The sequence below is a fragment of the Agarivorans sp. QJM3NY_25 genome (assembly GCF_050870875.2).
Lineage (GTDB): Bacteria > Pseudomonadota > Gammaproteobacteria > Enterobacterales > Celerinatantimonadaceae > Agarivorans.
In genome coordinates, this window is record NZ_CP194041.2 from 4,689,559 (window position 1) to 4,714,577 (window position 25,019).

At 47.9% G+C, this 25,019-nt stretch carries 24 protein-coding genes; 13 read left to right on the plus strand and 11 right to left on the minus strand.

Translation table 11 applies throughout. From position 1 onward, the window contains the following. Positions 1-65: 65 nt before the first annotated feature. The 8 genes from ACRRSW_RS21475 to urtA form a co-directional block, all read right to left on the minus strand. Positions 66-872 (minus strand): D-alanine--D-alanine ligase, encoded by an 807-nt coding sequence (locus tag ACRRSW_RS21475; RefSeq protein WP_432460406.1) that lies wholly within the window; start codon positions 870-872, stop codon positions 66-68. A gap of 429 nt (positions 873-1,301) precedes the next feature. Next, positions 1,302-2,381 carry a hypothetical protein gene (locus tag ACRRSW_RS21480; RefSeq protein ID WP_432460407.1) on the minus strand — a complete coding sequence of 360 codons (1,080 nt, stop codon included), beginning with the start codon at positions 2,379-2,381 and terminating at the stop codon, positions 1,302-1,304. A gap of 259 nt (positions 2,382-2,640) precedes the next feature. Further along, the gene (locus tag ACRRSW_RS21485; RefSeq protein WP_432460408.1) at positions 2,641-4,524 is read right to left on the minus strand and encodes a methyl-accepting chemotaxis protein; all 1,884 of its coding nucleotides are present in this window, start codon (positions 4,522-4,524) and stop codon (positions 2,641-2,643) included. 365 nt (positions 4,525-4,889) lie between these two features. Further along, complete coding sequence (gene urtE / locus ACRRSW_RS21490; RefSeq protein WP_432455517.1) at positions 4,890-5,585, minus strand: urea ABC transporter ATP-binding subunit UrtE; 696 nt, start codon at positions 5,583-5,585, stop codon at positions 4,890-4,892. Positions 5,586-5,666: 81 nt separating this feature from the next. After that, positions 5,667-6,425, minus strand: a complete 759-nt coding sequence (urtD, locus tag ACRRSW_RS21495; protein WP_432460409.1) for an urea ABC transporter ATP-binding protein UrtD — start codon at positions 6,423-6,425, stop codon at positions 5,667-5,669. Then, positions 6,418-7,626: an urea ABC transporter permease subunit UrtC gene (gene urtC, locus ACRRSW_RS21500; RefSeq protein ID WP_432460410.1), complete on the minus strand. Its 1,209-nt coding sequence runs from the start codon at positions 7,624-7,626 to the stop codon at positions 6,418-6,420. Before urtC ends, urtD begins: the two co-directional genes overlap by 8 nt. Before the next feature lie 3 nt (positions 7,627-7,629). Beyond that, positions 7,630-9,237 carry an urea ABC transporter permease subunit UrtB gene (gene urtB, locus ACRRSW_RS21505; protein WP_432460411.1) on the minus strand — a complete coding sequence of 536 codons (1,608 nt, stop codon included), beginning with the start codon at positions 9,235-9,237 and terminating at the stop codon, positions 7,630-7,632. A gap of 109 nt (positions 9,238-9,346) precedes the next feature. Continuing rightward, positions 9,347-10,642: an urea ABC transporter substrate-binding protein gene (gene urtA, locus ACRRSW_RS21510; protein ID WP_432460412.1), complete on the minus strand. Its 1,296-nt coding sequence runs from the start codon at positions 10,640-10,642 to the stop codon at positions 9,347-9,349. 390 nt (positions 10,643-11,032) lie between these two features. Here urtA and ACRRSW_RS21515 point away from each other — a divergent pair, with 390 nt between their 5' ends. From ACRRSW_RS21515 to menE, 9 genes are all read left to right on the plus strand, one after another. Continuing rightward, positions 11,033-11,917 carry an urease accessory protein UreD gene (locus ACRRSW_RS21515; RefSeq protein WP_432460413.1) on the plus strand — a complete coding sequence of 295 codons (885 nt, stop codon included), beginning with the start codon at positions 11,033-11,035 and terminating at the stop codon, positions 11,915-11,917. Positions 11,918-11,941: 24 nt separating this feature from the next. Then, positions 11,942-12,244 (plus strand): urease subunit gamma, encoded by a 303-nt coding sequence (gene ureA, locus ACRRSW_RS21520; protein ID WP_432455511.1) that lies wholly within the window; start codon positions 11,942-11,944, stop codon positions 12,242-12,244. Positions 12,245-12,279: 35 nt separating this feature from the next. Continuing rightward, on the plus strand, positions 12,280-12,603 hold the full coding sequence (locus ACRRSW_RS21525) for an urease subunit beta (RefSeq protein ID WP_432460414.1): 324 nt from the start codon (positions 12,280-12,282) through the stop codon (positions 12,601-12,603). After that, entirely contained in the window at positions 12,600-14,306 is a 1,707-nt protein-coding gene (gene ureC, locus ACRRSW_RS21530; RefSeq protein WP_432460415.1) for an urease subunit alpha, read from the plus strand. Before ACRRSW_RS21525 ends, ureC begins: the two co-directional genes overlap by 4 nt. A gap of 11 nt (positions 14,307-14,317) precedes the next feature. Beyond that, entirely contained in the window at positions 14,318-14,764 is a 447-nt protein-coding gene (ureE, locus tag ACRRSW_RS21535; protein ID WP_432455508.1) for an urease accessory protein UreE, read from the plus strand. After that, complete coding sequence (locus tag ACRRSW_RS21540; protein WP_432460416.1) at positions 14,764-15,432, plus strand: urease accessory protein UreF; 669 nt, start codon at positions 14,764-14,766, stop codon at positions 15,430-15,432. The genes ureE and ACRRSW_RS21540 overlap by 1 nt, the downstream gene beginning before the upstream one ends. 31 nt (positions 15,433-15,463) lie before the next feature. Beyond that, positions 15,464-16,108, plus strand: coding sequence for an urease accessory protein UreG (gene ureG, locus ACRRSW_RS21545; RefSeq protein WP_432455506.1), 645 nt, complete (start codon positions 15,464-15,466; stop codon positions 16,106-16,108). A 12-nt stretch (positions 16,109-16,120) separates the two neighbouring features. Beyond that, positions 16,121-16,684 carry a HupE/UreJ family protein gene (locus ACRRSW_RS21550; RefSeq protein ID WP_432455505.1) on the plus strand — a complete coding sequence of 188 codons (564 nt, stop codon included), beginning with the start codon at positions 16,121-16,123 and terminating at the stop codon, positions 16,682-16,684. A 96-nt stretch (positions 16,685-16,780) separates the two neighbouring features. After that, positions 16,781-18,190: an o-succinylbenzoate--CoA ligase gene (gene menE / locus ACRRSW_RS21555; RefSeq protein ID WP_432460417.1), complete on the plus strand. Its 1,410-nt coding sequence runs from the start codon at positions 16,781-16,783 to the stop codon at positions 18,188-18,190. Here the strand turns inward: menE and ACRRSW_RS21560 are convergent. After that, positions 18,160-18,369, minus strand: a complete 210-nt coding sequence (locus tag ACRRSW_RS21560; protein WP_432455503.1) for a hypothetical protein — start codon at positions 18,367-18,369, stop codon at positions 18,160-18,162. The two genes, menE and ACRRSW_RS21560, sit on opposite strands and share 31 nt — an antisense overlap. 281 nt (positions 18,370-18,650) lie before the next feature. On the opposite strand from ACRRSW_RS21560, the gene ACRRSW_RS21565 reads away from it, so the two are divergent. From ACRRSW_RS21565 to ACRRSW_RS21580, 4 genes are all read left to right on the plus strand, one after another. Continuing rightward, positions 18,651-19,505, plus strand: coding sequence for a LysR substrate-binding domain-containing protein (locus ACRRSW_RS21565; protein ID WP_432460418.1), 855 nt, complete (start codon positions 18,651-18,653; stop codon positions 19,503-19,505). Further along, positions 19,495-20,280 carry a hypothetical protein gene (locus ACRRSW_RS21570; protein ID WP_432460419.1) on the plus strand — a complete coding sequence of 262 codons (786 nt, stop codon included), beginning with the start codon at positions 19,495-19,497 and terminating at the stop codon, positions 20,278-20,280. Before ACRRSW_RS21565 ends, ACRRSW_RS21570 begins: the two co-directional genes overlap by 11 nt. An 81-nt stretch (positions 20,281-20,361) precedes the next feature. Continuing rightward, complete coding sequence (locus ACRRSW_RS21575) at positions 20,362-20,985, plus strand: tRNA-uridine aminocarboxypropyltransferase (RefSeq protein WP_432460420.1); 624 nt, start codon at positions 20,362-20,364, stop codon at positions 20,983-20,985. A 315-nt stretch (positions 20,986-21,300) separates the two neighbouring features. Continuing rightward, positions 21,301-22,989, plus strand: a complete 1,689-nt coding sequence (locus tag ACRRSW_RS21580; RefSeq protein WP_432460421.1) for an NAD-dependent malic enzyme — start codon at positions 21,301-21,303, stop codon at positions 22,987-22,989. Between the two features lie 178 nt (positions 22,990-23,167). Here ACRRSW_RS21580 and ACRRSW_RS21585 read toward each other — a convergent pair whose 3' ends face one another. Together ACRRSW_RS21585 and ACRRSW_RS21590 are read right to left on the minus strand one after the other, a co-directional pair. After that, the gene (locus ACRRSW_RS21585) at positions 23,168-24,460 is read right to left on the minus strand and encodes a TRAP transporter large permease (protein WP_432455498.1); all 1,293 of its coding nucleotides are present in this window, start codon (positions 24,458-24,460) and stop codon (positions 23,168-23,170) included. 26 nt (positions 24,461-24,486) lie between these two features. After that, complete coding sequence (locus ACRRSW_RS21590; RefSeq protein WP_432460422.1) at positions 24,487-24,987, minus strand: TRAP transporter small permease subunit; 501 nt, start codon at positions 24,985-24,987, stop codon at positions 24,487-24,489. Between the last annotated feature and the right edge of the window lie 32 nt (positions 24,988-25,019).

Below are 25,019 nucleotides of genomic sequence, written 5' to 3' on the forward strand. Positions count from 1 at the left end.
ATTCATTCCCGAAACCAAATTGGTTTCCATAAGAGAACATAAGCCGAGTGCATCCATGTTGAGATTTAATTGAAAACAAGGTGTTTCGCCCAAAACCTCGCACACCGAAACCTACAAAAGCGGCAGCAGCCAAAGCCTTCACAGCAGCAAATATCATGCGCTTCGATTTCTTGCAGCATTTCGCTATCCGATGTTTTAACTATCGCACCAAGGATCCGAAGCCCATTCGAAGATACTGGAGGAATGATTTCAATCGCCGATACCATCATTTTACCGAGGCTGCTCTTAATAACAGCGACCGTATACTCCTTGCCAGCTAAATACTCTTCTACCAATACAGGCTGCTGGTATTGACCATATAAAGACATGACTTTTAACTCAAATTCTGCAAAGCTTTCCACAAAAGAATGATCATCAATGCCATTCCCATTGTCGGCATCCATTGGCTTAAGGAACAAGGGAAATGAAAACGGCAGATCTTCTTCTATCCGATATTGACCCGGTATTGCCATAAAATGCTTCGCTGTTTTAATACCGAGGCTCGCTAAACGCGCTTTCGCCGACACTTTGTTTGAATCATACCGCAGTGTTTCTCGATCCGAGCCGGAACAAATGATGTGATGCTGTTCAAAATACTCAGAAAACCACACATCGTTTTCACCGTCAATCGGCATATATTTTGCCGCTAAAACAAGCAAATCAGGCTTGCGGCTCACCACTCTCGCGAGATCATCTAAGGTTTCACATACTGTGAGTAAAACTGAATGCCCAATATTGATTAAAGAGGCTGACACATCCTCACAAGCGAACAACGAACCAAAGCCAGTTTCCTTCAGTTTTATATTTCTAGTGCTAATAATTTCTATGTTCATTTCCGATTTCCATTGGATTAGACCCAAGTTGGATCAATAGTCGTTGTTATGAAATAAATTCAAAGAAGATGGATTGAAATCACAACATCGACAGATGCGAATATCTGCTTATCAGGGTGAAAGGGGGGAGGGAGAAAAAGATAAGTCGTACAAAATAGCACAATTACCGATTTGTATATATCAAAGAAGCTGGAACTCTGAACAGTTTAGCAATCGTGAACGGACCCGCTTTAGCTAAACGCCATAAACCAGTAATAACCATCAACTATCAATTAAGACAAATCACTTATAGCTAGCTGCCATCACCAAAAGTAGTTAGACGCTCTTTGTAAAACCATGAAATAGACAGCGCTTTCGGTGCTGTCTATTTCACTTGATAAGGGAATCATGCCTTGCTTCAAGCTGCAACAAACAAGCTCGTAGCTTAGACTATTTGTGTCCAGTCAAATCTGTCGACTGAGAGCGGGTCCTGCTGGTGTTCTGCACCGAACTCTGTAAGTCCCGCTGAAAAGACGACTTATACATTTCGCGGTTATCCTGTTTTAAGCGACTAAAGGTATTCGGCGCCGAATGCTGTAAGTCCATGCTGTCTTTTATACTCTGCCCGACACCTGTCAGCGCACCATAAGTCAATAAGGCTAAGGACAAACGAGGGTTACCAACCACCCTTGAGAGAGGCTTGGTGAACATCATCCGAGTCGGTAGGAAGCGGGCCGTTTTACCCACGCGGGTTTGCCGAGGAAACATTCGGTCCATCGCCTGATTGGTATTTTGCCGCTGTTGGTAACGATGGTAGAGCGAGAATGCCAATAAACTGGAGCCTAACACCGGTGCAATTTTTTCCTGAGTATAATCGACAGCGGCTCGACCACCGTGGGCCAGCTTGTTTCCAGAGTCCAACTCCTGATACCGCTCATGCATATTCCAAAAAGTACGTTTAGCTTCCCCCATTTTCTGCTTACCAAACTGAGTTGGACTCTGGTACAGCTCCCACGGCTGCAACAGCTGGGCTTTGCGCTGCTGCAGATAGCGCATTGACTGATCCGGCTGAGTAAAGAGCCTTGCAATATTGCCAGGATGATAACGTTCCATTGTTTTAGAAGGCATTTTATCGCCCACACCACTGGCATAACCTTTCCCGTATCGAAGCAAACGTTCGCTATTATCTGCCAATACATCAACGCCCTTATTATACACCGCTTTTTGGATACGTTGAGGCAGCCAGTCATCCTGGCTGCTCTTAAACTTAAGCATTTCTCTGCCTTTATTGTTGGCGACTACAGCAGATTCCTGAACGCTTGAATCCAACTGTTGGTGAAAGGTGTTACGGCGTTGCTGGGTCCAGTCCTTCACGGAATCCAAGTGCTGACCGAAGGGCGAGGACTGAAAAGACGGTGGCTGATAAGAGGAAAATTGGCTCTGTAGCCGATTAACATTGCGGCTGAAAAACCGAGTGGTGTCGAATAAAGGTTTAAAAGGGGCTGAGCTTCCCTTTGCATGCTCGTCCATAACTCACTCCGTAGAAGACTCTTGTCTGATTCACTCAAACAATTTTCGGGCCACAAGGTAGTAAGTTATTTTTAATTTATAAATCAAATGATTACATTTTTACTTATTGTCCGCTAAAACGCTCTGGGTAAATTATCACCCGGCCAATCTCGAAACACACCCGCTCGATACCGATAACAATGTCTATCGCTGCACAGGACAGTCACGCTCCCTAAATCAAAAGGGACGCAATGCGTCCCTTTAAACACACGATCACGGCTTACAATTTAAAAGTTTTAACATCGCTATTGAGTTCTTCGGCATGCGTTTGTAAGGCTTGTGATTGTTTCAAGCTATTATTCGCTCTCGAGATCAGGTTTTCAGTCACATCTTGAATCGCCACTACATTTTGTGAAATTTCATTTGAAACATGGGTTTGCTCTTCTGCGGCGGTCGCAATTTGAGTAGCCATGTCTCGAATTAACATCACCGAAGCGGTGATTTCTTCTAAGGCATCACTCGCCTTATCGGCATCATCCACCGATCCGCTAGCTAGCTCAGAACTACTGGCCATCAGCGAGACAGCACGCTCGCTAGTTTTTTGTAGCATATCGATGGTGGCTTTAATCTCTTCGGTAGAAGTATGCGTGCGTTGCGATAATACTCGAACCTCGTCGGCAACCACCGCGAAACCACGCCCCTGTTCTCCAGCTCTAGCTGCCTCAATCGCCGCATTTAAAGCCAGTAAGTTGGTCTGCTCGGCAATCCCTTGGATTGTTGTTAACACAGTACTAATTTCCATGGCATGTTGGCTTAAATCGGCGATCACCGAACCTGCTTCCTGCACCTCGTTGGCCAGACGGTTGATCGAAGCCTTGCTATTCACCACCAACTCATGACCGTGGTTTGTACTACTCGCCGAATCGTGAGTGGCCTGTGCAGTTTTATCCGCATGCGAGGCGATCTCGACTGTGGCCGAGGCCATCTCGGTCACAGCAGTCGCAACCATAACAATTTCTTGCTGCTGGCCTTCAATTTCTGCAACCGTCTCATTGGCGCTGCGAATACCTAATTCTGATTGCTGTGTTAACTGGATCGACTGCTGCTGCACATGGCTGATCAGCTGCTGCAGACTTGAGACAAAAATATTAAAGTTATTGGCCAGCTCACCCACTTCATCTTGATTATCGATATCGATCCGCTGAGTTAAATCACCACTGCCTTGAGCAAACTCGGCTAAGGCACTCGACACTCGCCCCAATGGTTTGAATAAGATGTTACACAACAAATTGAATAAAATGACACACACAACCACAACCGCCAGAGTCGCCATCACTTGTCCCCAAACTGCGGCAAACAAGGGCTTAACCAACGAATCGTGATTCACCACAATCACCGTCGCCAAATTAGTACCGACGATAGCTTTAGCAAATAAAACAAACTGCTCACCCTGGATATTCACCGAGGCAGTTTTACCGACACGCAATGCATTTTGGATATCTGCGTAGTTTAAACCCCGCTCTGCCACCGATTTATTTAATAACTTAGTGTCTGAATACACGAAAAACTGGCCTTGCTGGTTCACGATGAACATGTCCCCCTGGCCCGGCAAAATCACTTTATCCAGAGTATTAATAATATCGGTAATTTCAACATCTGCGCCCAAGACTACTTGTTGACCATTCAGCCTTAAAGCTTTACCCAATGACACCACATTGGCCCCAGTGGCCGCGGCTACGGTTGGGTTATCCATAAAAACTTCACTCGGCTTGGCCTTCGCATTGATATACCACCCCCACTGACGCGGGTCATTGTTGCCGGCTGGCAATACCACGCCATTGGCATTTTTTTGCGAACCATCGGGATATGCGAGGAACACATTATCGAAGGCTCCCGAATCACGAATTTGTTGTAAATGCAGTACCAGTTGTTGCTCTTGAGCGGCTTCACTCAAAGATGTCAAAGCCCGTTCTTTAGATAGCAACCAATTGCTTACGTATTGATTATAAGCAGTCGAAGAGCTAAGTAGTCGTTGCTCCATATCATAATCGAGGCGCGACAAAGATGCCCTAAATGATAGGGCTTCTACTAGTAATCCACCCAAAATAATCGCCAAGCTAGCAGAAATGGCGAGTTTATTTTTCAGGGATATTTTTTTAAACATTCATAACCTCTATTGGGAAAAGGAAACAGCTATGCCCGCCTAACGGCGGTCGACACTATGTCACGGTGGTCATTGAACAATATGATCATCGACAAAGTGAATAGATGAGAATTCTTGGCTTGATTCTCCATCACAGCCCAAGATATTGAGCATTATAACTTTAAATATTTAATAACGCAGGTTTATCATCTACCAGCGTGAGCAAGATTGAATTAAACGTGATCTTTGACTAAATCATACTTCTGACCCGCAGCCTCATGAAACGCAACGATCAAGCTCCAAGCGTAACGTTAGGCCAAACAATAGCGACAAAAAAACCACTCAAAAGAGCGGCTTGATCAGTGTCGCTTAAAGTGGCTAAAAACTTAAACACTCATCCAACGTTTTACATCAGCCTCATCGACGTCCTCTTTACGACCTTGCAAGACCACATTACCTCGATCGAGTACGGTGTAATGGTCGGCCAAAGCCACCGCAAAATCAAAGTACTGCTCTACCAATACAATCGCCATTTCACCGCGATCGCGCAGCAGCGCCAGTACTTTTTGAATATCTTTAATAATTGAAGGCTGAATGCCTTCAGTAGGTTCATCGAGCATCAACAACTTTGGCTGCATAATTAAGGCCCGAGCAATCGCCAGTTGTTGTTGCTGCCCGCCCGATAAATCACCGCCGCGACGGCTGAGCATTTGCTTCAATACTGGAAACAAACGAAAAATTTCATCGGGAATAAAACGTTCCGACTTCGGCAGCACCGAAAAACCAGTTTTCAAGTTTTCCAGAACCGTTAACTGACCAAATATTTCGCGCCCCTGCGGCACAATGGCAATGCCTTGCTTGGCACGCTGTGCGGCCGACAGTTTACTAATATCTTTACCGTTAAACATGATGCGACCGGCACTAATTGCTTGTTGGCCCGCCAGCGCCTTCAGCAAGGTGGTTTTGCCCACCCCATTACGACCCAGTACACAGCTGATCTTGCCCGCTTCAGCGTTCAAATCCACACTGTATAGCGCCTGACTAGCGCCATAGTGACTATTCACTTGAGAAAGTTCTAACATTTATCCACCTTACATAACGCTTGGCTGGCGGCACTGTGATGGCAGCCTGATTGACAAAATTCCAACATCAATTACGACCTCCTAGCGCCCTAAATAAACTTCAATCACTTGCTGGTTTTGCTGTACCTGCTCAAGGGTGCCTTGAGCTAATACCGAACCTTCATGTAATACCGTAACCGGACAATCGAGGGCTTTTACAAAATCCATGTCATGTTCAACCACCACCAGCGAGTGCTTCTTGGCCAGTTGTTTAAATAACTCGGCGGTTAAAGCGGTTTCTTCATCGGTCATCCCAGCAGCCGGTTCATCGATAAGTAACAACTGCGGTTCCTGCATAATTAACATGCCAATTTCCAACCACTGTTTTTGTCCATGCGACAGCGAGCCTGCCAGCCAATCTTGTTTATCGGCTAAGCGGATTAAGGCCAGCGTATCGTCAATGGTTTTATGAGCACGCCTGGAGAGTTTATGCAACAAGGATTCAAACACCCCTCGATGCCCAGCGAGGGCTAACTCAAGATTTTCAAAGACCGAGAGATTTTCAATCACCGACGGTTTTTGAAACTTACGACCAATTCCCAAATTAGCAATTTCAGCTTCATCATATTGAGTCAGGTCCACATCATTATTAAAAAATACCGAGCCTTCATCGGGACGCAACTTGCCAGTAATCACATCCATCATGGTGGTTTTACCCGCGCCATTGGGGCCAATAATCGCCCGCATTTGACCCGGTTCAAGGATCAACGACAAACTATTCAAGGCTTTAAAGCCGTCGAAGCTTTTGGTGACACCGTCCACATATAAGATTGTGTCTTGAGGAATATGTACGCTACGCATTCACCACTCCTTCACTTTTTTTACCCGACTCCGCTGTTGGGCTAGCTTGTGCGTTTGTTTTACTATCGGAAGTTGTCATGGCAGGCTTTCGCGCAGAATGAGCGGCGAACTTAGCCTTAATACTGGCATATAATCCCACCACGCCCTTGGGAAGCCACAAAGTCGTCACCACAAATAAACCGCCTAAGAAAAATAACCACAGCTCGGGGAAAGCGCCCGTAAACCAAGACTTACCAAAGTTCACCAACAGTGCGCCAAAGATGGCACCAAATAAAGTGCCGCGACCACCTACAGCCACCCAAACAATGCTCTCAATCGAGTTGAGCGGTGCAAATTCACCAGGGTTAATAATACCAACCTGTGGCACATACAGCGCCCCCGCAACCCCCGCTAACATCGCCGAAACCACAAATACAAACAATTTGAAACGTTCCACCCGGTAGCCGATAAAGCGCGTCCGGCTTTCACTATCGCGCACCGCAATTAATACTCGCCCCAGCTTGGAATTAACAATCCAGCGACAAAGCAGATAAGCCAGCGCTAATGCCAACGCACTCAAAGCAAACAATACCGCACGGGTACTCTCCGCCTGCAAACTAAAACCAAGAATATCTTTAAAATCGGTTAAGCCGTTGTTACCACCAAAACCCATGTCGTTGCGGAAAAATGCCAACATCAGGGCGTAGGTCAGGGCCTGGGTAATAATCGACAAATACACGCCGGTCACTCGGGAGCGAAAAGCCAGGTAACCAAAAATAAAGGCCAAAATACCCGGTGCTAAAAACACCATTAACATGGCAAAGGGAAACCAATCAAAACCAAACCAGTACCAAGGCAGCGCCGACCAATCAAGAAATACCATAAAATCTGGTAGCTCTGGGTTGGCGTATACCCCACGGTCACCAATTTGTCGCATCAAGTACATACCCATGGCGTAGCCACCCAAGGCAAAAAATGCACCGTGCCCCAAACTTAAGATGCCGCAATAGCCCCACACTAAATCCACCGCCAGCGCGAGCAAGGCATAACACAGATACTTGCCTAACAGGGTAACCCAATAAGAGCTAAGATGGAGTGGGTTTTCCGGGCTAAGTGCCAGGCTCATGAAGGGCACTAAAACCGCCGACAATAACAAGGCCAGCAACATGGCGTTGCCAACTTTGTCTTTCACTAAAAATCGAACGAATACTGACTTCGGCATGAACTAGTCCTCCACCGTACGACCTTTCAAGGCAAATAAACCTCGAGGACGCTTTTGAATAAACAGAATGATGAAAACCAGCACCAAAATCTTGGCTAAGACTGCGCCAGCAAAAGGTTCCATTAACTTGTTCGCAACCCCTAAGGTCAGAGCTCCAATCACCGTACCAAACAGGTTACCCACACCGCCAAATACCACCACCATAAAGGAATCGATAATGTAATTTTGCCCCAAATTCGGGCCAACATTGGTCAACTGACTTAAGGCCACTCCAGCAATACCAGCAATGCCCGAGCCCAAGCCAAAGGTCATGGCATCCACCCAACTCGAGCGGATCCCCATTGAATTGGCCATCGCTCGGTTTTGCGTCACCGCCCGCATTTGCAGACCGAAAAAGGTCTTGCGCAAAATGGTCCATAACAGGGCAACCACCATAAAACTGAAAATAATGATGTACAGGCGGTTATAAGTCAGCGACAACACGCCGTTAATTTCCAACGAACCGCTCATCCATTGTGGGGTAATCACCGCTTGGTTCAAAGGGCCAAAGATACTGCGCACCGCCTGCTGTAGAACCAAACTTAAACCAAAGGTCGCCAACAAAGTTTCTAGCGGACGACCATATAAGAAACGGATCACCCCGCGTTCGATCAAAATCCCCACCAGCCCCGATACCACAAAAGCCGCAGGGATCGCCACCAACAGCGACCATTCGATATGATGAGGCATCAACTGTTGCACCACATAGGTGGTATAGGCGCCGAGCATGATCATTTCGCCATGGGCCATGTTAATTACGCCCATCACCCCAAAGGTAATCGCCAGGCCAACCGCAGCCAGCAATAACACCGCCCCCAAACTCAAGCCAAAATAGATATTTTCAGCGACGCTATTCAGTTGCAATAACTGCTGGTTGGTCGCTATCGACTCGTTAATCGCGGCCAGCACCTTGGCGTCTTTTTCAATTGTTTGTTGTTTTACCAGTACATTACGTGAGGCAGGATCTAACTGACCAGACAATAGTTCGGCAGCCTCGGCACGCGCCGATAGATCGGCAAATTGCAGGTTAATGATCGCCTGCATTTCTTTAAGTTTGGCGATCACCGCCGGATCTTGCTCCAGCACCATACGCTTTTCGATGAGCCCAGAATATGAGCTATCTGCGTCATTCATTAGCGAGCGGATCGCCGCAATGCGCTGCTCGCTGGTCTCTGCATTCAAGCCGACCAACGCCAAACCATTGCGCAGTTGACGGCGAATTTTGTTATTCACGGTAATTTTCTTAATTGCCGTTTTTTTCAGGGAGCCTAAATCACTGCCATCAATTACCGAAGTAATGGCATATTGCTTACCTTTCTGCTTAGCGATAACCACTTGTTTGCTTGATTTGATGTAGTACAAGTTAGCGTCTAACAGACTTTGAAAAATTAAACTATTCCGTGGATCGGTAGTTTCTATAAGCTGTTCAATCGCTTGCTGCTTCTGGGTGTTTTTTTTGGTGGTTAAAGTCTGCACGGTCTGTGACCAATCGCTGGCTGGTGCTGCAAACAAAGCACTACTGAATAAAAGAGCCAACAACAGTGCGGAGAAACGAGATATGTATATGCTCAAAACAATCCCTACTTTCTATGGATAACAATTAAAAAAGGCGCAACCGAAGCAATTCAGTCGCGCCTTTCATTTAAGCACCGGAGGCGCTTAGCTGTTCAGGCGAACCGACTTAATAGTTCTGGCCTGAACATTGGCCGGTCTTAATATTGAAGTTGCCACAGCTAATTGGCGCGGTCCAATCAGCAACTAACAGGGCACTTTCAGGAAGATGGTTCGTCCAGGCATCGCCAATCACACCACCCATGGTTTGCCATACGATATCGAACTGACCATCGGCTTGAATTTCACCAATTAGCACTGGTTTGGTCAGATGATGGTTGGTATTCATCACGGCATATCCACCAGTGAGATTCGGTACGGTAATACCATACATCGCTTCTCGGACTTCATCGGTATCGGTCGTGCCAGCTTTTTCAACCGCTTCTGCCCACATTTGGAAACCGATATAAGTCGCTTCCATAGGATCATTGGTCACGCGTTTGTCATCACCGGTATAGGCTTTCCACGCGGCAATAAACTCATCGTTGGCTTCACTCTCAGCACTTTGGAAGTAATTCCATGCCGCTAGGTGACCCACCAAAGGAGTGGTATCAAAACCAGACAGCTCTTCTTCACCCACCGAGAAAGCCACCACAGGGATATCTTCAGCCGATATCCCCTGGTTGGCTAACTCTTTATAGAATGGCACGTTGGCGTCACCATTAATGGTTGAAACCACCGCGGTTTTTTTACCTGCGCCACCAAATTTCTTAATATCAGAAACGATAGTTTGCCAATCGGAATGACCAAAAGGCGTGTAGTTAATCATGATGTCAGCAGGCGCGACCCCTTTAGACTTGAGGTAAGCTTCTAGAATTTTGTTGGTGGTGCGTGGGTAAACATAGTCGGTACCGGCCAATACCCAACGTTGAACTCCTTCTTCACTCATCAAGTAATCCACGGCAGGGATTGCTTGCTGGTTAGGCGCGGCCCCTGTATAAAATACGTTTTTAGAGCTTTCTTCGCCCTCATATTGTACCGGGTAGAATAACATGCCATTCAATTCTTCAATCACAGGCAACACCGACTTACGCGACACTGAAGTCCAGCAGCCAAAAATTACATCCACTTTATCCTTGTCCAGTAATTCGCGTGCTTTTTCGGCAAACAACGGCCAGTTAGATGCAGGGTCAACCACCACCGGTTCCAGTTTTTTGCCTAACAAGCCACCTTTTTTGTTTTGTTGGTCAATCATCATCAGCACGGTATCTTTCAGTGTGGTTTCACTGATCGCCATGGTGCCTGACAAGGAGTGCAAGACTCCGACCTTGATAGTATCTGCTGCCTGAGCTGCGCTCATTGAAAAAGCTAAAGCTACGCCACTGGCGACTGTGGCTATTTTCTTCCATGTATTGTGTTGTGTCATTGCTATATTCCCTATTTTTGTTGCTTTTAAAGCATGCGATACCTCATGCATTGCTAGTCGAACTGCAGCACTGACCATGCCAACCAACCAAAATCATTATAAAACAATCAGTTAATCCCAGAGACAAAGCGAAACACAAGATCCTAATGCACAAGAATCGAACATTTGCCTCAAAAACATGCACCAGAATATTTTAGTGACTAATAAGTATTCATCTATTGCACCAAAAAAATGCGCTCGCACCATAAAGATCCACAATCAGGATAAGAATTTATGACCAATACGCATTCAAGCTAGTGCTGCTTAGTACAGGAAAAGCTGGTTTGGTTCTTGCTGTATTTATCTAAATAAATAAGGTCAAAAACAACTAGTTAGCTAAAAAGGAATGATGTGAGTCAGCTTACTCAAGTCAAGCACAGCAGTACTCCGGCGCCAATTAAGCAAGGCTGGCTAGCCAAACTCGAGCTAGGTTTTGCGCCAATTGCGGCCAAGACTCGCTTAACCTTAAACCAGAGTATTGGCCCATTACGGGTGCAACGACCGTTTCACCCTGAGCGGCAAGCAAACGATTGTTGCCACGTTTACTTATTGCACCCACCTGGGGGCTTAGTGGCTGGTGACCAGTTACATATGAACGTAACATGTGCCGAAGGCAGTAAGGTCTTACTCACCACCCCCGCCTCTGGCAAACTGTATCGCTCCAATCTTGCTCGCCAGCAACAGAGTCAACAACAGTTGTTTCACCTACAAACCAATAGCAGTTTGGAATGGCTACCACCGGAAACCATCGTGTTTAATGGCGCTCAAGGCCGTTTAGACAGTCACTTTAAGCTACACGGCAATGCCCAATTAATTGCCTGGGAAATCACCTGTTTAGGCCGTAAAGCCAGCGATGAAGACTTTGATCATGGTGAATTATTGCAATCGATTAAGGTTTATCGCGAGCAGCGTCCACTATTAATCGAGAATACTCGTATTCATAACGCAGTGAGTGCCAACAATCCAGCGGCGCTGGCAAGTAAACATGTCTATGCTTGTATGCTAGCCACCGTTGACCAGCTCAGTGAGGCCAAACAAACCGAACTATTAGATCTTTTACGGGAGCATCTTAGCTGTCCACAGCTGGGGATCACCCTCGTCAGAGGCCTAATTATCTTGCGTTATTTAGGTGATCAGGCCGAAACCGTGCGTCAGCAATTTGAAGCAGCATGGGCGCTGATCCGCCCATGTACCCTAGGCCGAGAAGCCATAGCACCACGCATTTGGAATACCTAATTACTCACAAATTACGAGGCAAATATGGAATTAACACCAAGAGAGAAAGACAAGCTACTGCTGTTCACCGCATTTTTGGTTGCCGAGCGACGCAAAGACAAAGGCCTAAAACTCAATTATCCAGAGACCGTTGCCTATCTTTCAGCGCAAATCGTCGAAGGTGCCCGCGAAGGCCGAACCGTCGCCGAATTAATGAGTTGGGGAAGAACCCTGCTCAGCCGCGATGAAGTGATGGATGGCATCGCAGAAATGGTCCCTGAAGTGCAGGTTGAGGCCACCTTTCCCGATGGCACCAAACTTGTCACTGTGCATAACCCGATCCCTTAGGCCTGGCCTCTAGCACCAACAACAAGGAACGACAGATGATACCTGGAGAACTAATTATTGAAGATGGTTGGATAGAGCTCAATCAAGGCTTAGCCACCACTAGCGTCGATGTTGCTAATAGCGGCGATCGCCCGGTACAAGTGGGTTCACATTACCACTTCGCCGAGACCAACCCAGCCCTGCATTTTGACCGTGAGGCCGCCTTTGGCATGCGACTAAATATTGCAGCAGGCACCGCAGTCCGTTTTGAACCCGGACAAAGTCGCCAAGTAGAACTGGTTGCTTTAAGTGGTAAGCGCGAAGTCTACGGTTTTCGTGGTGAAGTAATGGGTGCCTTAGACACCAAGGAGCAAGCATGAGCAAGATGGATAAACGCGCCTACGCCGAGATGTTTGGCCCAACGCTAGGTGACAAGGTGCGTCTAGGCGATACCGAACTCATCATTCAAGTCGAAAAAGATTACGCCCAATATGGTAGCGAAGTAAAATTTGGCGGCGGTAAGGTGATCCGCGACGGTATGGGGCAAAGCCAAGCCAGCTGTGCGATGGTTCCCGATACGGTGATTACCAATGCCTTGATCCTTGATCATTGGGGCATTGTTAAAGCCGATATCGCGATTAAAGAAGGTCGCATTCAGGCCATTGGCAAAGCAGGCAATCCGGATATTCAAGATAATATTGATGTCGAAATTGGTGCCGGTACCGAGGTGATCGCCGGTGAAGGACAAATTATAACGGCTGGCGGAGTCGACTCTCATATTCACTTTATTTGCCCGCAGCAAATCGAAGAAGCCTTAATGTCTGGCACCACCACCATGTTAGGTGGCGGCACCGGACCAGCCACAGGTACCAATGCCACTACCTGTACTCCGGGGCCTTTCCACTTAGGTAAAATGCTGCAAGCGGCTGACAGCTTTCCCATGAACCTAGGCTTTTTAGGTAAAGGTAACGCCAGTTTACCGCGCCCGCTAGAAGAACAACTGGTTGCCGGTGCCATGGGGCTCAAACTTCACGAAGACTGGGGCACCACCCCGATGTCTATCGACAACTGTTTAACCGTGGCCGAAAACTACGATGTGCAGGTAGCCATTCATACCGATACCCTAAACGAGTCGGGTTTTGTAGAGGATACCCTCGCCGCTTTTAAAGGCCGAGTGATCCATACCTACCACACCGAAGGCGCCGGTGGCGGTCACGCCCCCGATATCATTACCGCTTGTGGTTTAGACAATGTATTACCCTCGTCAACTAATCCAACTCGCCCCTACACGGTAAATACCGTGGATGAGCACCTGGACATGTTAATGGTATGCCATCACCTCGACCCGTCAATCCCAGAGGACGTGGCGTTTGCCGATTCACGGATCCGCAAAGAAACTATTGCTGCTGAAGATATTTTGCACGATTTAGGTGCCTTCTCGATGATTGCTTCCGATTCACAGGCCATGGGGCGGGTCGGCGAGGTGATTACCCGAACCTGGCAAACCGCGCATAAAATGAAGCAGCAACGCGGCTTACTCGAAGAAGATAAAGCTATAGGCTGCGACAACTTCCGCGCTAAACGCTACGTCGCCAAGTACACCATCAACCCAGCGATTACTCATGGTATTGCCCACGAAGTCGGCTCGGTGGAGGTGGGTAAGTTAGCCGACTTGGTGTTATGGAAACCAGCCTTCTTTGGCGCAAAGCCTTCACTCATCATCAAAGGTGGGGCAATTGCTGCGGCACCGATGGGCGATCCCAATGCTTCAATCCCCACTCCGCAACCGGTTCATTACCGGCCGATGTTTGGCGCCTATGGCAAGGCCATGAGCGAAACGAGGGTCACCTTTGTCAGTCAAGCGGCGCTGGACGCCAAGGTACAGGATACCCTCGGGTTACAGAGTCGCTTGGTAGCTTGCAAAAATACCCGCAACATCACCAAGAAAGACATGGTGCATAACCACTATCAACCCCATATGGAAGTAGATTCACAAACCTATGAAGTTCGTGCCGACGGCCAATTACTGGAATGTGAACCTGCAACCGAACTGCCACTGGCGCAGCGCTACTTTTTATTTTAAGGAGAGAATGAATGTTAAAGGTGTATCAAACCCTCCATCACTACCATGGTCCGGTCCATCACCGTGTGGTATTGAGCTACGAGTTACGCAAAAAGGCCCGGATCAAGGCGCAAACCGAGGCCCAGCAAGAAATTGGCTTCTTCTTAGAACGCGGTCAGGTGCTACAAAATGGTCAACTGCTGGAAGCCGACAATGGTGAAGTGGTTGAAATTAGAAGTGCCGATGAACTGGTCACCACCGCTTATAGCGATGACCCATTGATGTTCGCCAAAGTCTGTTACCACCTAGGCAACCGCCATACCCCTCTGCAAATTGGCGAGGGCTGGGTTCGTTTTCAACCCGACCATGTATTGCAAGATTTAGTGGAATTGTACGGTTTGCGGGTGGAGCAACACCAAGGCCCCTTTGATCCCGAGACAGGAGCCTATCACAGCCACTTACCGGGACACAGTCACTAATGGCCAGTATGGCGCAACTGCAACTCATGCGACTGGTAAGCCCCAGCTTACCAGTGGGAGGGTTTGCCTACTCGCAAGGTTTGGAGTACGCCATCGAAAATGCTTGGGTGACTAACCCCGCCGCGCTAAAAGCTTGGGTCCAGGGCTGTTTGGAAGCAGGCCTTGCCTGTCTGGATATCCCAATGCTCGCGGCTTTATACCAAGCTTGGTCGATACAAGATTACCGCCGCTTTGAACAGCTTAATCTGGAACTCATCGCCAGCCGAGAGACTCGGGAGTTAGAGTTAGAAGACGTTCAAATGGGCAATGCGCTGCGCGTTTTATTACAACAGCTCGACGCCGACATCATCGCGCCATTAAGTGATGAACCGATGAGCTGGACCAGTATGTTTGCGGTTGCAGGTGAACATTGGCAGATCCCACTCAACGACTTGGCAGATGGCTACCTATGGACATGGTTAGAAAACCAACTAGCGGTGGCGGGTAAAACGCTACCGCTCGGGCAAACCGCCTGCCAAAAGCTACTTAGCGAGTTGCTACCCTTGTTGCCGCCCGCACGCGCCTATGGCCTGGCTTTGCCCTTTGAACAAATTACCGGGTCGCTGCCCGCCTTAAGTTTGGCCAGCACCCTTCACGAAACCCAATACTGCCGCTTGTTCCGCTCTTAATCGGCGAAACTGAGCCAATCGAGGATATAAAATGACCATTAAACAAACTTTACGCGTCGGGGTCGGTGGCCCTGTCGGTTCGGGGAAGACTGCCTTACTGACCGCCCTTTGTCGTGAACTGAAAGACCGCTTTAACCTAGCGGTGGTAACCAACGACATTTACACCAAAGAAGATGCCCAGTTTCTGTTGCGTCACAACGCACTGGCCGAAGATCGGATCTTAGGGGTTGAAACTGGTGGCTGTCCCCATACCGCGATCCGTGAAGATGCCTCGATGAACCTTGCTGCAATCGCCGAGTTAAACCGTCGGCATCAAGGCCTAGATTTAGTGCTGGTAGAAAGTGGCGGCGATAATCTCAGTGCCACCTTTAGTCCAGAGCTGAGCGACTTAACCCTGTATGTGATTGACGTTAGCGCTGGCGATAAAATTCCCCGCAAGGGCGGCCCAGGGATCACCAAATCTGACCTACTGATCATCAACAAGACCGATCTGGCCCCTTATGTAGGTGCCTCGCTGGACGTGATGGATCGCGATGCAAAAAAAATGCGCGGCGAACGCCCCTTTGTTTTTAGCAATCTCAAAACCAACCAAGGTTTACAAGACATCATCAACTTTATTATCGAGCAAGGCATGTTAGAAGAAAGCTCTGCAAACCTCGCCAATTCAACCCTTTAACGGAGATCTCCCATGAAAAAATTACTTAGTATTGGTTTACTCGCCCTGGTCAGCTTCCCCAGCTTGGCCCATGAAGGCGTTCATAATGGCTTGAGCGCGGGGATCTTACATCCACTGACTGGTCTTGACCACCTGCTCGCCTTAAGCCTTATTGGTCTATTAGCCAGTCAAACCGGCAAACTCAAGCTCAGCTTAATGCAAAGCCTGTTCGCCTTAGTTTTAGCCGCCGTTGTCGCCAGCTTTGGTTTTGTGCCACCGATGCTGGAAACGGGTCTCGCCATTTCACTGTTAGTGATGGCGCTATTAGTGGCCAAGCTACTGCCCAGTTCGGCGAGTGCAGTGACCGCTGCGGTTTGTATTGTCGCCGCACTTCATGGTGCAGCGCATGGTAATGAGGTGCCAGCAAGCGCCGATGTGAAGCTATTTTTTGCCGGCTTTATTGCCAGCTCGATAGCCATCATTTGTGGGGGGTATCTGCTTGGAAACTTGGTTCAACGTTCACCCTATGGTCTAAAGTTGATGCGCGGCTATGCCAGCGTAGCGGCCTTCTTTGGCATCTCAGCCTTAATCGCTTAAACCTTACCCAGTGCAGCAAACCTGCTGCACTGGGTACTCGCCGCCAAGCATCGACTTAGCGGCGACAAAGCTCACCAAGTACGGCATAATGCCGCCATGAATTGCGATCCCCTACAGCAACATCCGCTGCATCAGACTTGCCAACAACACCCGAACCGGGTGGCCCTGAGTATTGGCGAACAGCACTATAGTTATCAACAGTTACAGGCAATGGTGGGCGTTACCGCAGCACAACTGCGTCGGCAAGGCCTTAGCCGAGGCGACCGACTCAGCTGTTTTGGTGATGACCAGCTACGCATGTTGCTACTACAGTTAGCCAGTTTAGAACTAGGCTATATTTTTTGCCCACTCAACCACCATCACCCAGTGAGTCAACTGCAAAGCCTTAGCGAGCGAATTGATGCCAAGTTCTATTGGACTGATAGCCAAGCAACACTGAGCGGTCGCCAAAGAGTTGAATTTAATCCTCAGCAAAGAGATTTAAAGGCAATTTCGCCAGACCAAATCCAAGCCAGCCAAGCGATAAGCATGGTGTTTACTTCAGGTAGCAGTGGCCCAGCAAAGGCGGTGGTGCACAGTTGGACAAATCATTACTTCAGTGCCTTGGGTTCGCACAGCATGCTCCCGCTGGTGCCCCAATCTCAATGGTTATTATCCTTGCCGCTTTATCACATTGGTGGACAGGCCATTGTATGGCGTTGCCTATTAGCGGGGGCCGGGATCGTCGTGGCACAGAACAAGGGCCAACTGTATGCCGACTTAGTGAGCAGCGCCACCAGCCATGTCTCCTTAGTACCAACGCAACTTTACCGGCTATTACAGCGCCCCGATTTTAACGCTGCCAATTTGCAGTTAAGCACGCTCTTAATTGGCGGCGCAGCCTGCAATGATAGACTCATCGATGCAGCGCTCGAGCGGGGATTTCAGGTCTATAGCTCCTATGGTAGTAGCGAAATGAGTTCACAGGTGGCCACCCGCAACCATCGATTAGGCCAGCGAGGCTATCAATTACTGCCCTACCGACAAGCCAAAATAGAGGCACAACAAATCCTGCTACGGGGCGAAACACTATTTCTCGGCTATTGGCAGAATGGTGGGATTTGCCCAGTCGTCGACCAAGAGGGCTGGTTTAACAGCGGTGATCATGGGCGAATGCAGCAAGATAATCTTTATCCCTTAGGTCGCAGTAATCATATGTTTATCTGTGCAGGTGAAAACATCCAGCCAGAAGAAATCGAACAGGCCTTGTTGCAGCACCCGCAAATTAGGCAGGCGATTGTGGTGGCACAAGATAGCGCCGAGTACGGCCAGCGACCAGTAGCGTTTATCGCTGGCCCAAACGGCTTGACAAGCCACCGCTTAAATCAATTCTTACGGCGGCAACTAGCGGCTATCAAACTGCCGATAGCCTATTATGCTTTGCCAGAAACAAATTCGCTGAAACCCTCGCGCAGCGAATTAACCAAGATAGCGAATCACAAATCCAGTTGTTGTGACCAGTGTTGATACTCAAAAATTGTAATCCAAGATTGTTGATAAGCGTGTTGCAGCGCGCTGTGCTGCTGTTCTTTCAAGTTAATCTCACTGTCGGGAACAAAACAACAAGTCCCTTTCAAAAATTGCTCTCGTTCAGCTAAATAACGATTTAATAAACCGGTTTTTGCAAAATCGATTTCACTTTTCATAAGCACTCCTTACAACCAAATTAATCGCTAGCGCTTGGTGCCCGCGCCCGCCAAACAGCGGCGCTGCACTCGACTTAGATTTATCACGCTTGGCGATCCCCGACAAGCTTTATTCAACAGACAAGCGAGCAAATCAGCTTACCGGTCACGAATAACAGCTTCACCGCCTTCCAGATACAAACAAAAACCAGCGTTCAAAAATGATGAAAGCTTATCCTAACAGCTTACTCTGCAATCATTTTCTGCTAGCCTTATACAAGGCTTCCCAATCATAACGAGTAATGATGGCCCTCCCCAACATCCAATTACTGCGTCAGTTTGTACAATATTACGAACAAAGCCACCATTTTCCTGAACGAACCAGCGCAACTCAACGCAAGCAACTATTTATAGAACTTGAGCGCCAGCTTAACTGCCAGTTGTTTAATCGCGATTACCAGAACCTAAATTCGCAAGGGCAGCTACTTTATCAACGAGCGAAACAACTACATTCTCAGCTAAACAACTTACTCAGTGACCAACAACACCCGATTCAGCCACAACAAATCATCATTGGAATAGATGAGTTTGTACCTTGTCAAAGTCTATTGCACTACTATCCACGCTTTATTAGCGAACTATCGCTGCAACAGTTAAAACTAGTGCAACTTGGCTCACAACAGCTATCTGAACAATTAATCCAAGGGGAAATTGATATTGCCTTACGAGTTGCCCGTCAGCAAAAACCTGTAAAAACCCATTCGCGCCGTTACTGCAATCTTAGCTTAGCCCTCGCCTGCGCTGCACGGCATAGTTTGAGTAAACACCAACAACTTAGTGTCGAACAATTACAAGGCCATCGCCAGCTTTGCTTACCTCATCTTCCCATCGAACTGCAACTCAACCGAGTCAATTGTTGGCAACTGGAACATCGCGAGATCCTTCATGATCTATTGGTATTAGGTATGGGATGGGCCTTTGCCCCACGGCATTGGTTAGAAGCGAGCTTTCGTAATGGCAGCTTAATTGAATTACATCTGAGTAATTATTTTTCACCAACCAAATTAGAGATAGAAATACTATGGTTAAGCAGCCAACGAGACAGCCAGGTCGCCCATTGCTTAAACCTGTTAGGACTGAGCGCTTATGATGGATGAACACGCCACCCTTGCCGCTTTACAAAGCTTTGTTTGTTTAGCCAAGCAAGCCGACCTCAATGCTTGTTCCGAGCAGCTGGCTTTGCCCGCAGAGCGGATCCTAGAGCAACTGGAACAACTGCAGCAGCAACTGGCCTGTAGTCTATTTGTACAAACCGGTCAGTTCTATCAATTAAGCCACGCAGGCCTAGCCTTAGTTGAACAAGCCGAGCTAATTGTGGGTCGTTACGCCGAGCTCCAGCGACACTGTCAGCACTTGCAACAGGCCAAAAGTTTACAACTCAGTATCAGTTATCAAGCCTGGTTTCCCAGCCCTTGGTTAACTTTACTCGCACAGCAGTTACATCGTTATGATCCGCTATTGGAGCTCCGCTTTAGCGGTTCTCAACAACACTCGGTACACTTTAGTTTTTCAGCGAACAAGCAACATGCAGCAGCTGAAGTATTCCCCTGGAAACAAGCGCAGCTCGTAAAAGTGGCACATCCCAAACTAGTGAATCATCGCCAGCAGTTCGACGCACATTTAAAGCTTTTCGATATGAGGGAGCCACAGCAAAGCAATCTGTTTATGGGTGAAACCTTGCTACTCGATGCGCTACAAGCGGGCCTCGGGTGGGCAATATTGCCACAGATCAGTGTCGAATCACGCTTAGCCGAAGGAACCCTCAAAGCCTGGCCAAATCTGCTAGGCGAACAAGCAACATACATTCATCTATCGGCGCACTGTCCGAGCGACCTCCGTCACTTTTTGATGCAGCAGAAAGATGTCGCTTAAACGGGCCGTCACTAACGGACAATGCCAATTGAAGCCGAGATAGGTATAATTAACCATTTCCAACATTCATCAATCGAGATCATGAGTCGACCCCATTGCGCCCGCTGTTTACGCCCACAAAGTCACTGCTTATGCTCATACATTCAACACTGTCGGCATCAGCATCCGCTTATTATCTTACAGCACCCAAGTGAACAGAAGCAGGCCAAAGGTACTGCTCACTTAGCTTGTTTAGCCTTAGAGCAAGCGCAATTGATATCTGGTGAGCAGCCCGAGGATTTCGCCGCCTTACGCCAAGCAGTAGAGCAACAACCACAACAGTATTGGCTAATTTACCCCAGTGAGCACAGTCAAAGCCTCGAACAACAGGCGTGTCTGGCGCTCACTCAGCAGACCACTCTCCATACGCCTGCGCTTTATCCCACGTTGATATTTTTAGATGGCACCTGGCGTAAAGCGCAAAAACTCTGGCACCTCAACCCTTGGTTACATGCTCTGCCCCAGTTTCACTTTACCAGCCCGCCTCAAGGCCAATATAAAATACGTAAAACCGCCATTGCACAGGGACTCTCCACTATCGAAGCAATCGGCTATGCCTTACAGCAAGTCGAAGCATTTAACCCTAGGCCACTCTCCGCAATATTGGAAGCGCTGGTGACTCAACAACTCAAGGCGATGCCTCAGCAAGTTCAAGCCCGTTACTAAATCCTGAGGAACGGATAGCCAAGCGACAAATAGTGATAAGCATCATCAAATTAACATATTCGCAACATTGGACTGGCGATTTAGCGGCTGTGATTTATAATTACATTAGTCGGTTGTCGCTTTTAGATGCTCAGGCTGTAATACTTGGTTTACCAAGCGTTATGCCTTCCCAATCTACTAGCGGTGCCGGCTCGCCTATATTAAGCCCACATTCGATCAACATTAAGCTAACATTCGATACAAATAACCATGACCTAGCGTGCAGAATGTGAAAAAATAACCATTCCTCTGTGCTTAGCGAAAGACCTTGTCGATATGGATGATAAAAAACGCCCACTTTACTTACCCTATGCCGGACCGGCACTGTTAGAAACCCCACTACTGAACAAAGGCAGCGCCTTCAGCCAAGAAGAGCGGATTTTCTTTAACTTAGAGGGACTACTGCCCGAAGCCATCGAAAGTATCGATGAACAAAGTGAACGAGCCTACAAACAATACCAAAGTTTCACCAATGATCTTGATCGACATATTTACCTACGCAATATTCAAGATACCAACGAGACTTTGTTTTACCGACTCGTCGAAGACCATATCAGCGAAATGATGCCAATTATCTACACTCCCACCGTAGGCGCGGCCTGTGAGCAATTCTCTAATATTTATCGTCGCTCTCGGGGGCTATTTATTTCTTACCCCAATCGCCACCGTATCGATGAACTACTGAACAATGCCACCCGTCACAACGTAAAGATTATCGTGGTGACCGATGGCGAACGGATCTTAGGCTTGGGCGATCAAGGCATCGGAGGCATGGGGATCCCAATTGGTAAATTGTCGCTGTACACTGCGTGTGGCGGGATCAGCCCAGCCTACACCTTACCCATCGTATTGGACGTGGGCACCGACAACCAGCAGCTATTGAATGACCCAATGTATATGGGATGGCGTCATCAACGGATCGGCGGCGAAGAATACGCTCAGTTCATTGAGTTATTTATGCAAGCCGTGATGGTTCGCTGGCCGGAGGCTCTGATCCAATTTGAAGACTTCGCCCAAAAAAATGCCATGCCACTCTTACAACGCTATAAAGATCAATTGTGCTGCTTCAACGACGATATTCAGGGAACAGCAGCAGTCGTCGTCGGTTCATTATTAGCCGCCTGTAAAGCCGCCGACTCGGCGTTAAGCGAACAAAGGATCACCTTTGTTGGCTCAGGGTCAGCCGGTTGTGGGATCGCCGAAGCGATTGTGCGCGCCATGGTCGAAGAAGGGATCAGTGAACAACAAGCCCGCAGCCAAGTTTTCATGGTCGATCGCTGGGGTTTACTGCAAAGCAACATGCCCAACCTGTTAGACTTTCAACAGCGCCTGGCACAACCCGCCGAGTTGCAGCAACTATGGGGCTTGAGCAGTGACAGTCTATCCTTACTCGATGTGGTCGAACACGCAAAACCGACCGTGCTGATCGGCGTCTCTGGCGCCCCGGGAGTATTCAATCAAGCGATCATAGAAACCATGCATCGGCACTGTGAAAAACCCATCGTATTACCCTTATCAAACCCTACCAGCCGAGTTGAAGCACTTCCCGAAGACATCCTTCGTTGGACCCAAGGGCAAGCGCTAGTGGCGACCGGAAGCCCCTTTTCTCCAGTAAAACTAGGAGAGCAGAGCTACCCCATCGCCCAATGTAACAATAGTTACATTTTCCCCGGCATTGGCCTTGGCGTCTTAGCGAGTCAAGCGACTCGAGTCAGTGATGAGATGTTAATTGCCAGCAGCCGAGCCTTAGCCGAATGCTCACCGTTGGCCAATGACGGCGAGGGAGCTTTGCTGCCTCCCCTCGAAGAAATTCGCATCGTTAGCAAACACATCGCTTATGCGGTCGCCAAAACGGCCATGCAACAGGGTTTAGCAATCCCCATCTCTGATGAAGTATTAAGTCAGACGATTGAAACCAGCTTTTGGCGCCCAGAATACCGTCACTACAAGCGCACTTCGTTCTAGGCTTTGCAAGCACTCAACAGTCTCTAAAGCTGTTGAGTGCTCGCACTTGGTTTGAGTTAAACTAAATCTTCCTGAGCCTTTCGGATGATTGATTCAGCATGTTTCAAGGATTGTTATCACTTTATTCCCAATAAAATACCACCAAAGATTAATCGCCACCCAATCATCTCAAACTCAGCTAAACCGAAAAACCATAAAACTCGGGGAATATAAGTAGCGATACCAACACTAAAATTTGTAGCGCGATAAACGGAATAACACCTTTGTAAATATCGGTGGTTTTAATCGCTGGGGGAGCCACACCTTTTAAATAAAACAAGCTAAAACCAAAGGGCGGGGTAAGAAAAGAAGTTTGTAAGTTCATGGCGATCAAAATCGCAAACCAAGTTAAGTTAATCCCCATCAGGTCGGCAACCGGATATAACATCGGCACCACGATAAACGATATTTCTACAAAATCGATAAAGAAACCCAGCACCAATATGACTAACATCGTTAAGATCAAGAATCCCCATTTATCTCCAGGAAGGCTGGTCATCACTTGCTCAATGACCTCTTCGCCACCAGTGTAGGAAAACACCATCGAGAAAGCCGTCGCACCAATGAAAATAGCGAACACCATCGCAGTAACGTTAACCGTTTCCAAGGCCGACTGATAAATAATTTTCCAAGAGAACTGACGATATAACAAAGACAACAAAACAGCGCCAACACCACCAATCGCCGAAGATTCAGTGGGCGTAGCAATGCCATAGAAGATAGAGCCCAATACCGCAATCATTAAGCTTAAGGGGGGAGCTATCGCCTTAAAGGCCTTCCAACAAGGCTTGAGACCATGCCCAGCAACTTGATCTTTAGGTAAAGCGGGGGCCATTTCAGGCTTGAGAAAGGCAATCAGCAACACATATAAAATGAATGCCCCAACGAGCACCCCTCCCGGCATTAATGCGGCCTTGAATAGGTCGCCAACCGGAACTCCCATCACATCCCCTAGAATAATCAAAATAATCGACGGCGGAATAATTTGACCAAGGGTGCCCGAGGCACAGATCACGCCAGTAGCAAGCCCCTTGTTATATTTATATTTCAGCATCACCGGCAAGGAAATAACCCCCATCGCCACCACCGAAGCGCCCACCACGCCTGTTGATGCAGCCAACAACGCGCCAACTAGAATGGTGGAGACCGCTAAACCACCGCGTACGCCTCCAAATAGCTGGCCCATCGCTTCCAATAGCTGTTCAGCAAGACGTGTTTTTTGCAACACGATCCCCATAAAGATGAACAACGGTACCGCCATTAATACTGAGTTTTGCATGATGCTCATGATACGAAAGGGCATAAATGCAAATAGCTCGAAGCCTTCGGAAAGAACCCCAAATACCAGCGCCACGCCGCCAAAAACAAAGGCCACCGGAAAACCAGTTAATAGCATGCATAAGGCTACGAAAAACATGACAATCCCAATCATGAAAACTTCCTTTTAGCGACGACGAGTTAGTGCTGATTTCGCAGCTGAATTAAATTCTTGAGTAACATGCCTAGGCCGCTTAACGCGACACATAGCGCTGAAATAGGGATCATCGCTTTAATTAGCCAGCGATAAGCCAAGCCACCTGGGTCACCACTAATTTCACCAAGATGATAAGACTCCAAGGCGAAGTCATATCCGTACCAAGCCATCAACCCACAGAATGGTAACAGCGATAGCAGCACCCCCAAGCTGTCTATCCAAGCCTTTTTACGACGAGATAACTTGTCATAGATAATGTCCACTCGCACGTGTCCTTCGGCCTGTAAGGTCGAGGCAATTCCCAATAAAAACATCGCCGAGAATAAGTGCCATTCCAGCTCCTGCATACCAATTGAACTGGAGCGAAAAAAGTAACGCATCACCACGTCATAAAAGATATTTACCAGCATCAACAGCATCAATACCGCAGTGAGAGACGCAATTCCTTTAGAAAAGCCATCAATAGCTCGTTGCCAACGCAACATCTTTCACCTCCCCTTTAATTTGTCGATGGAGG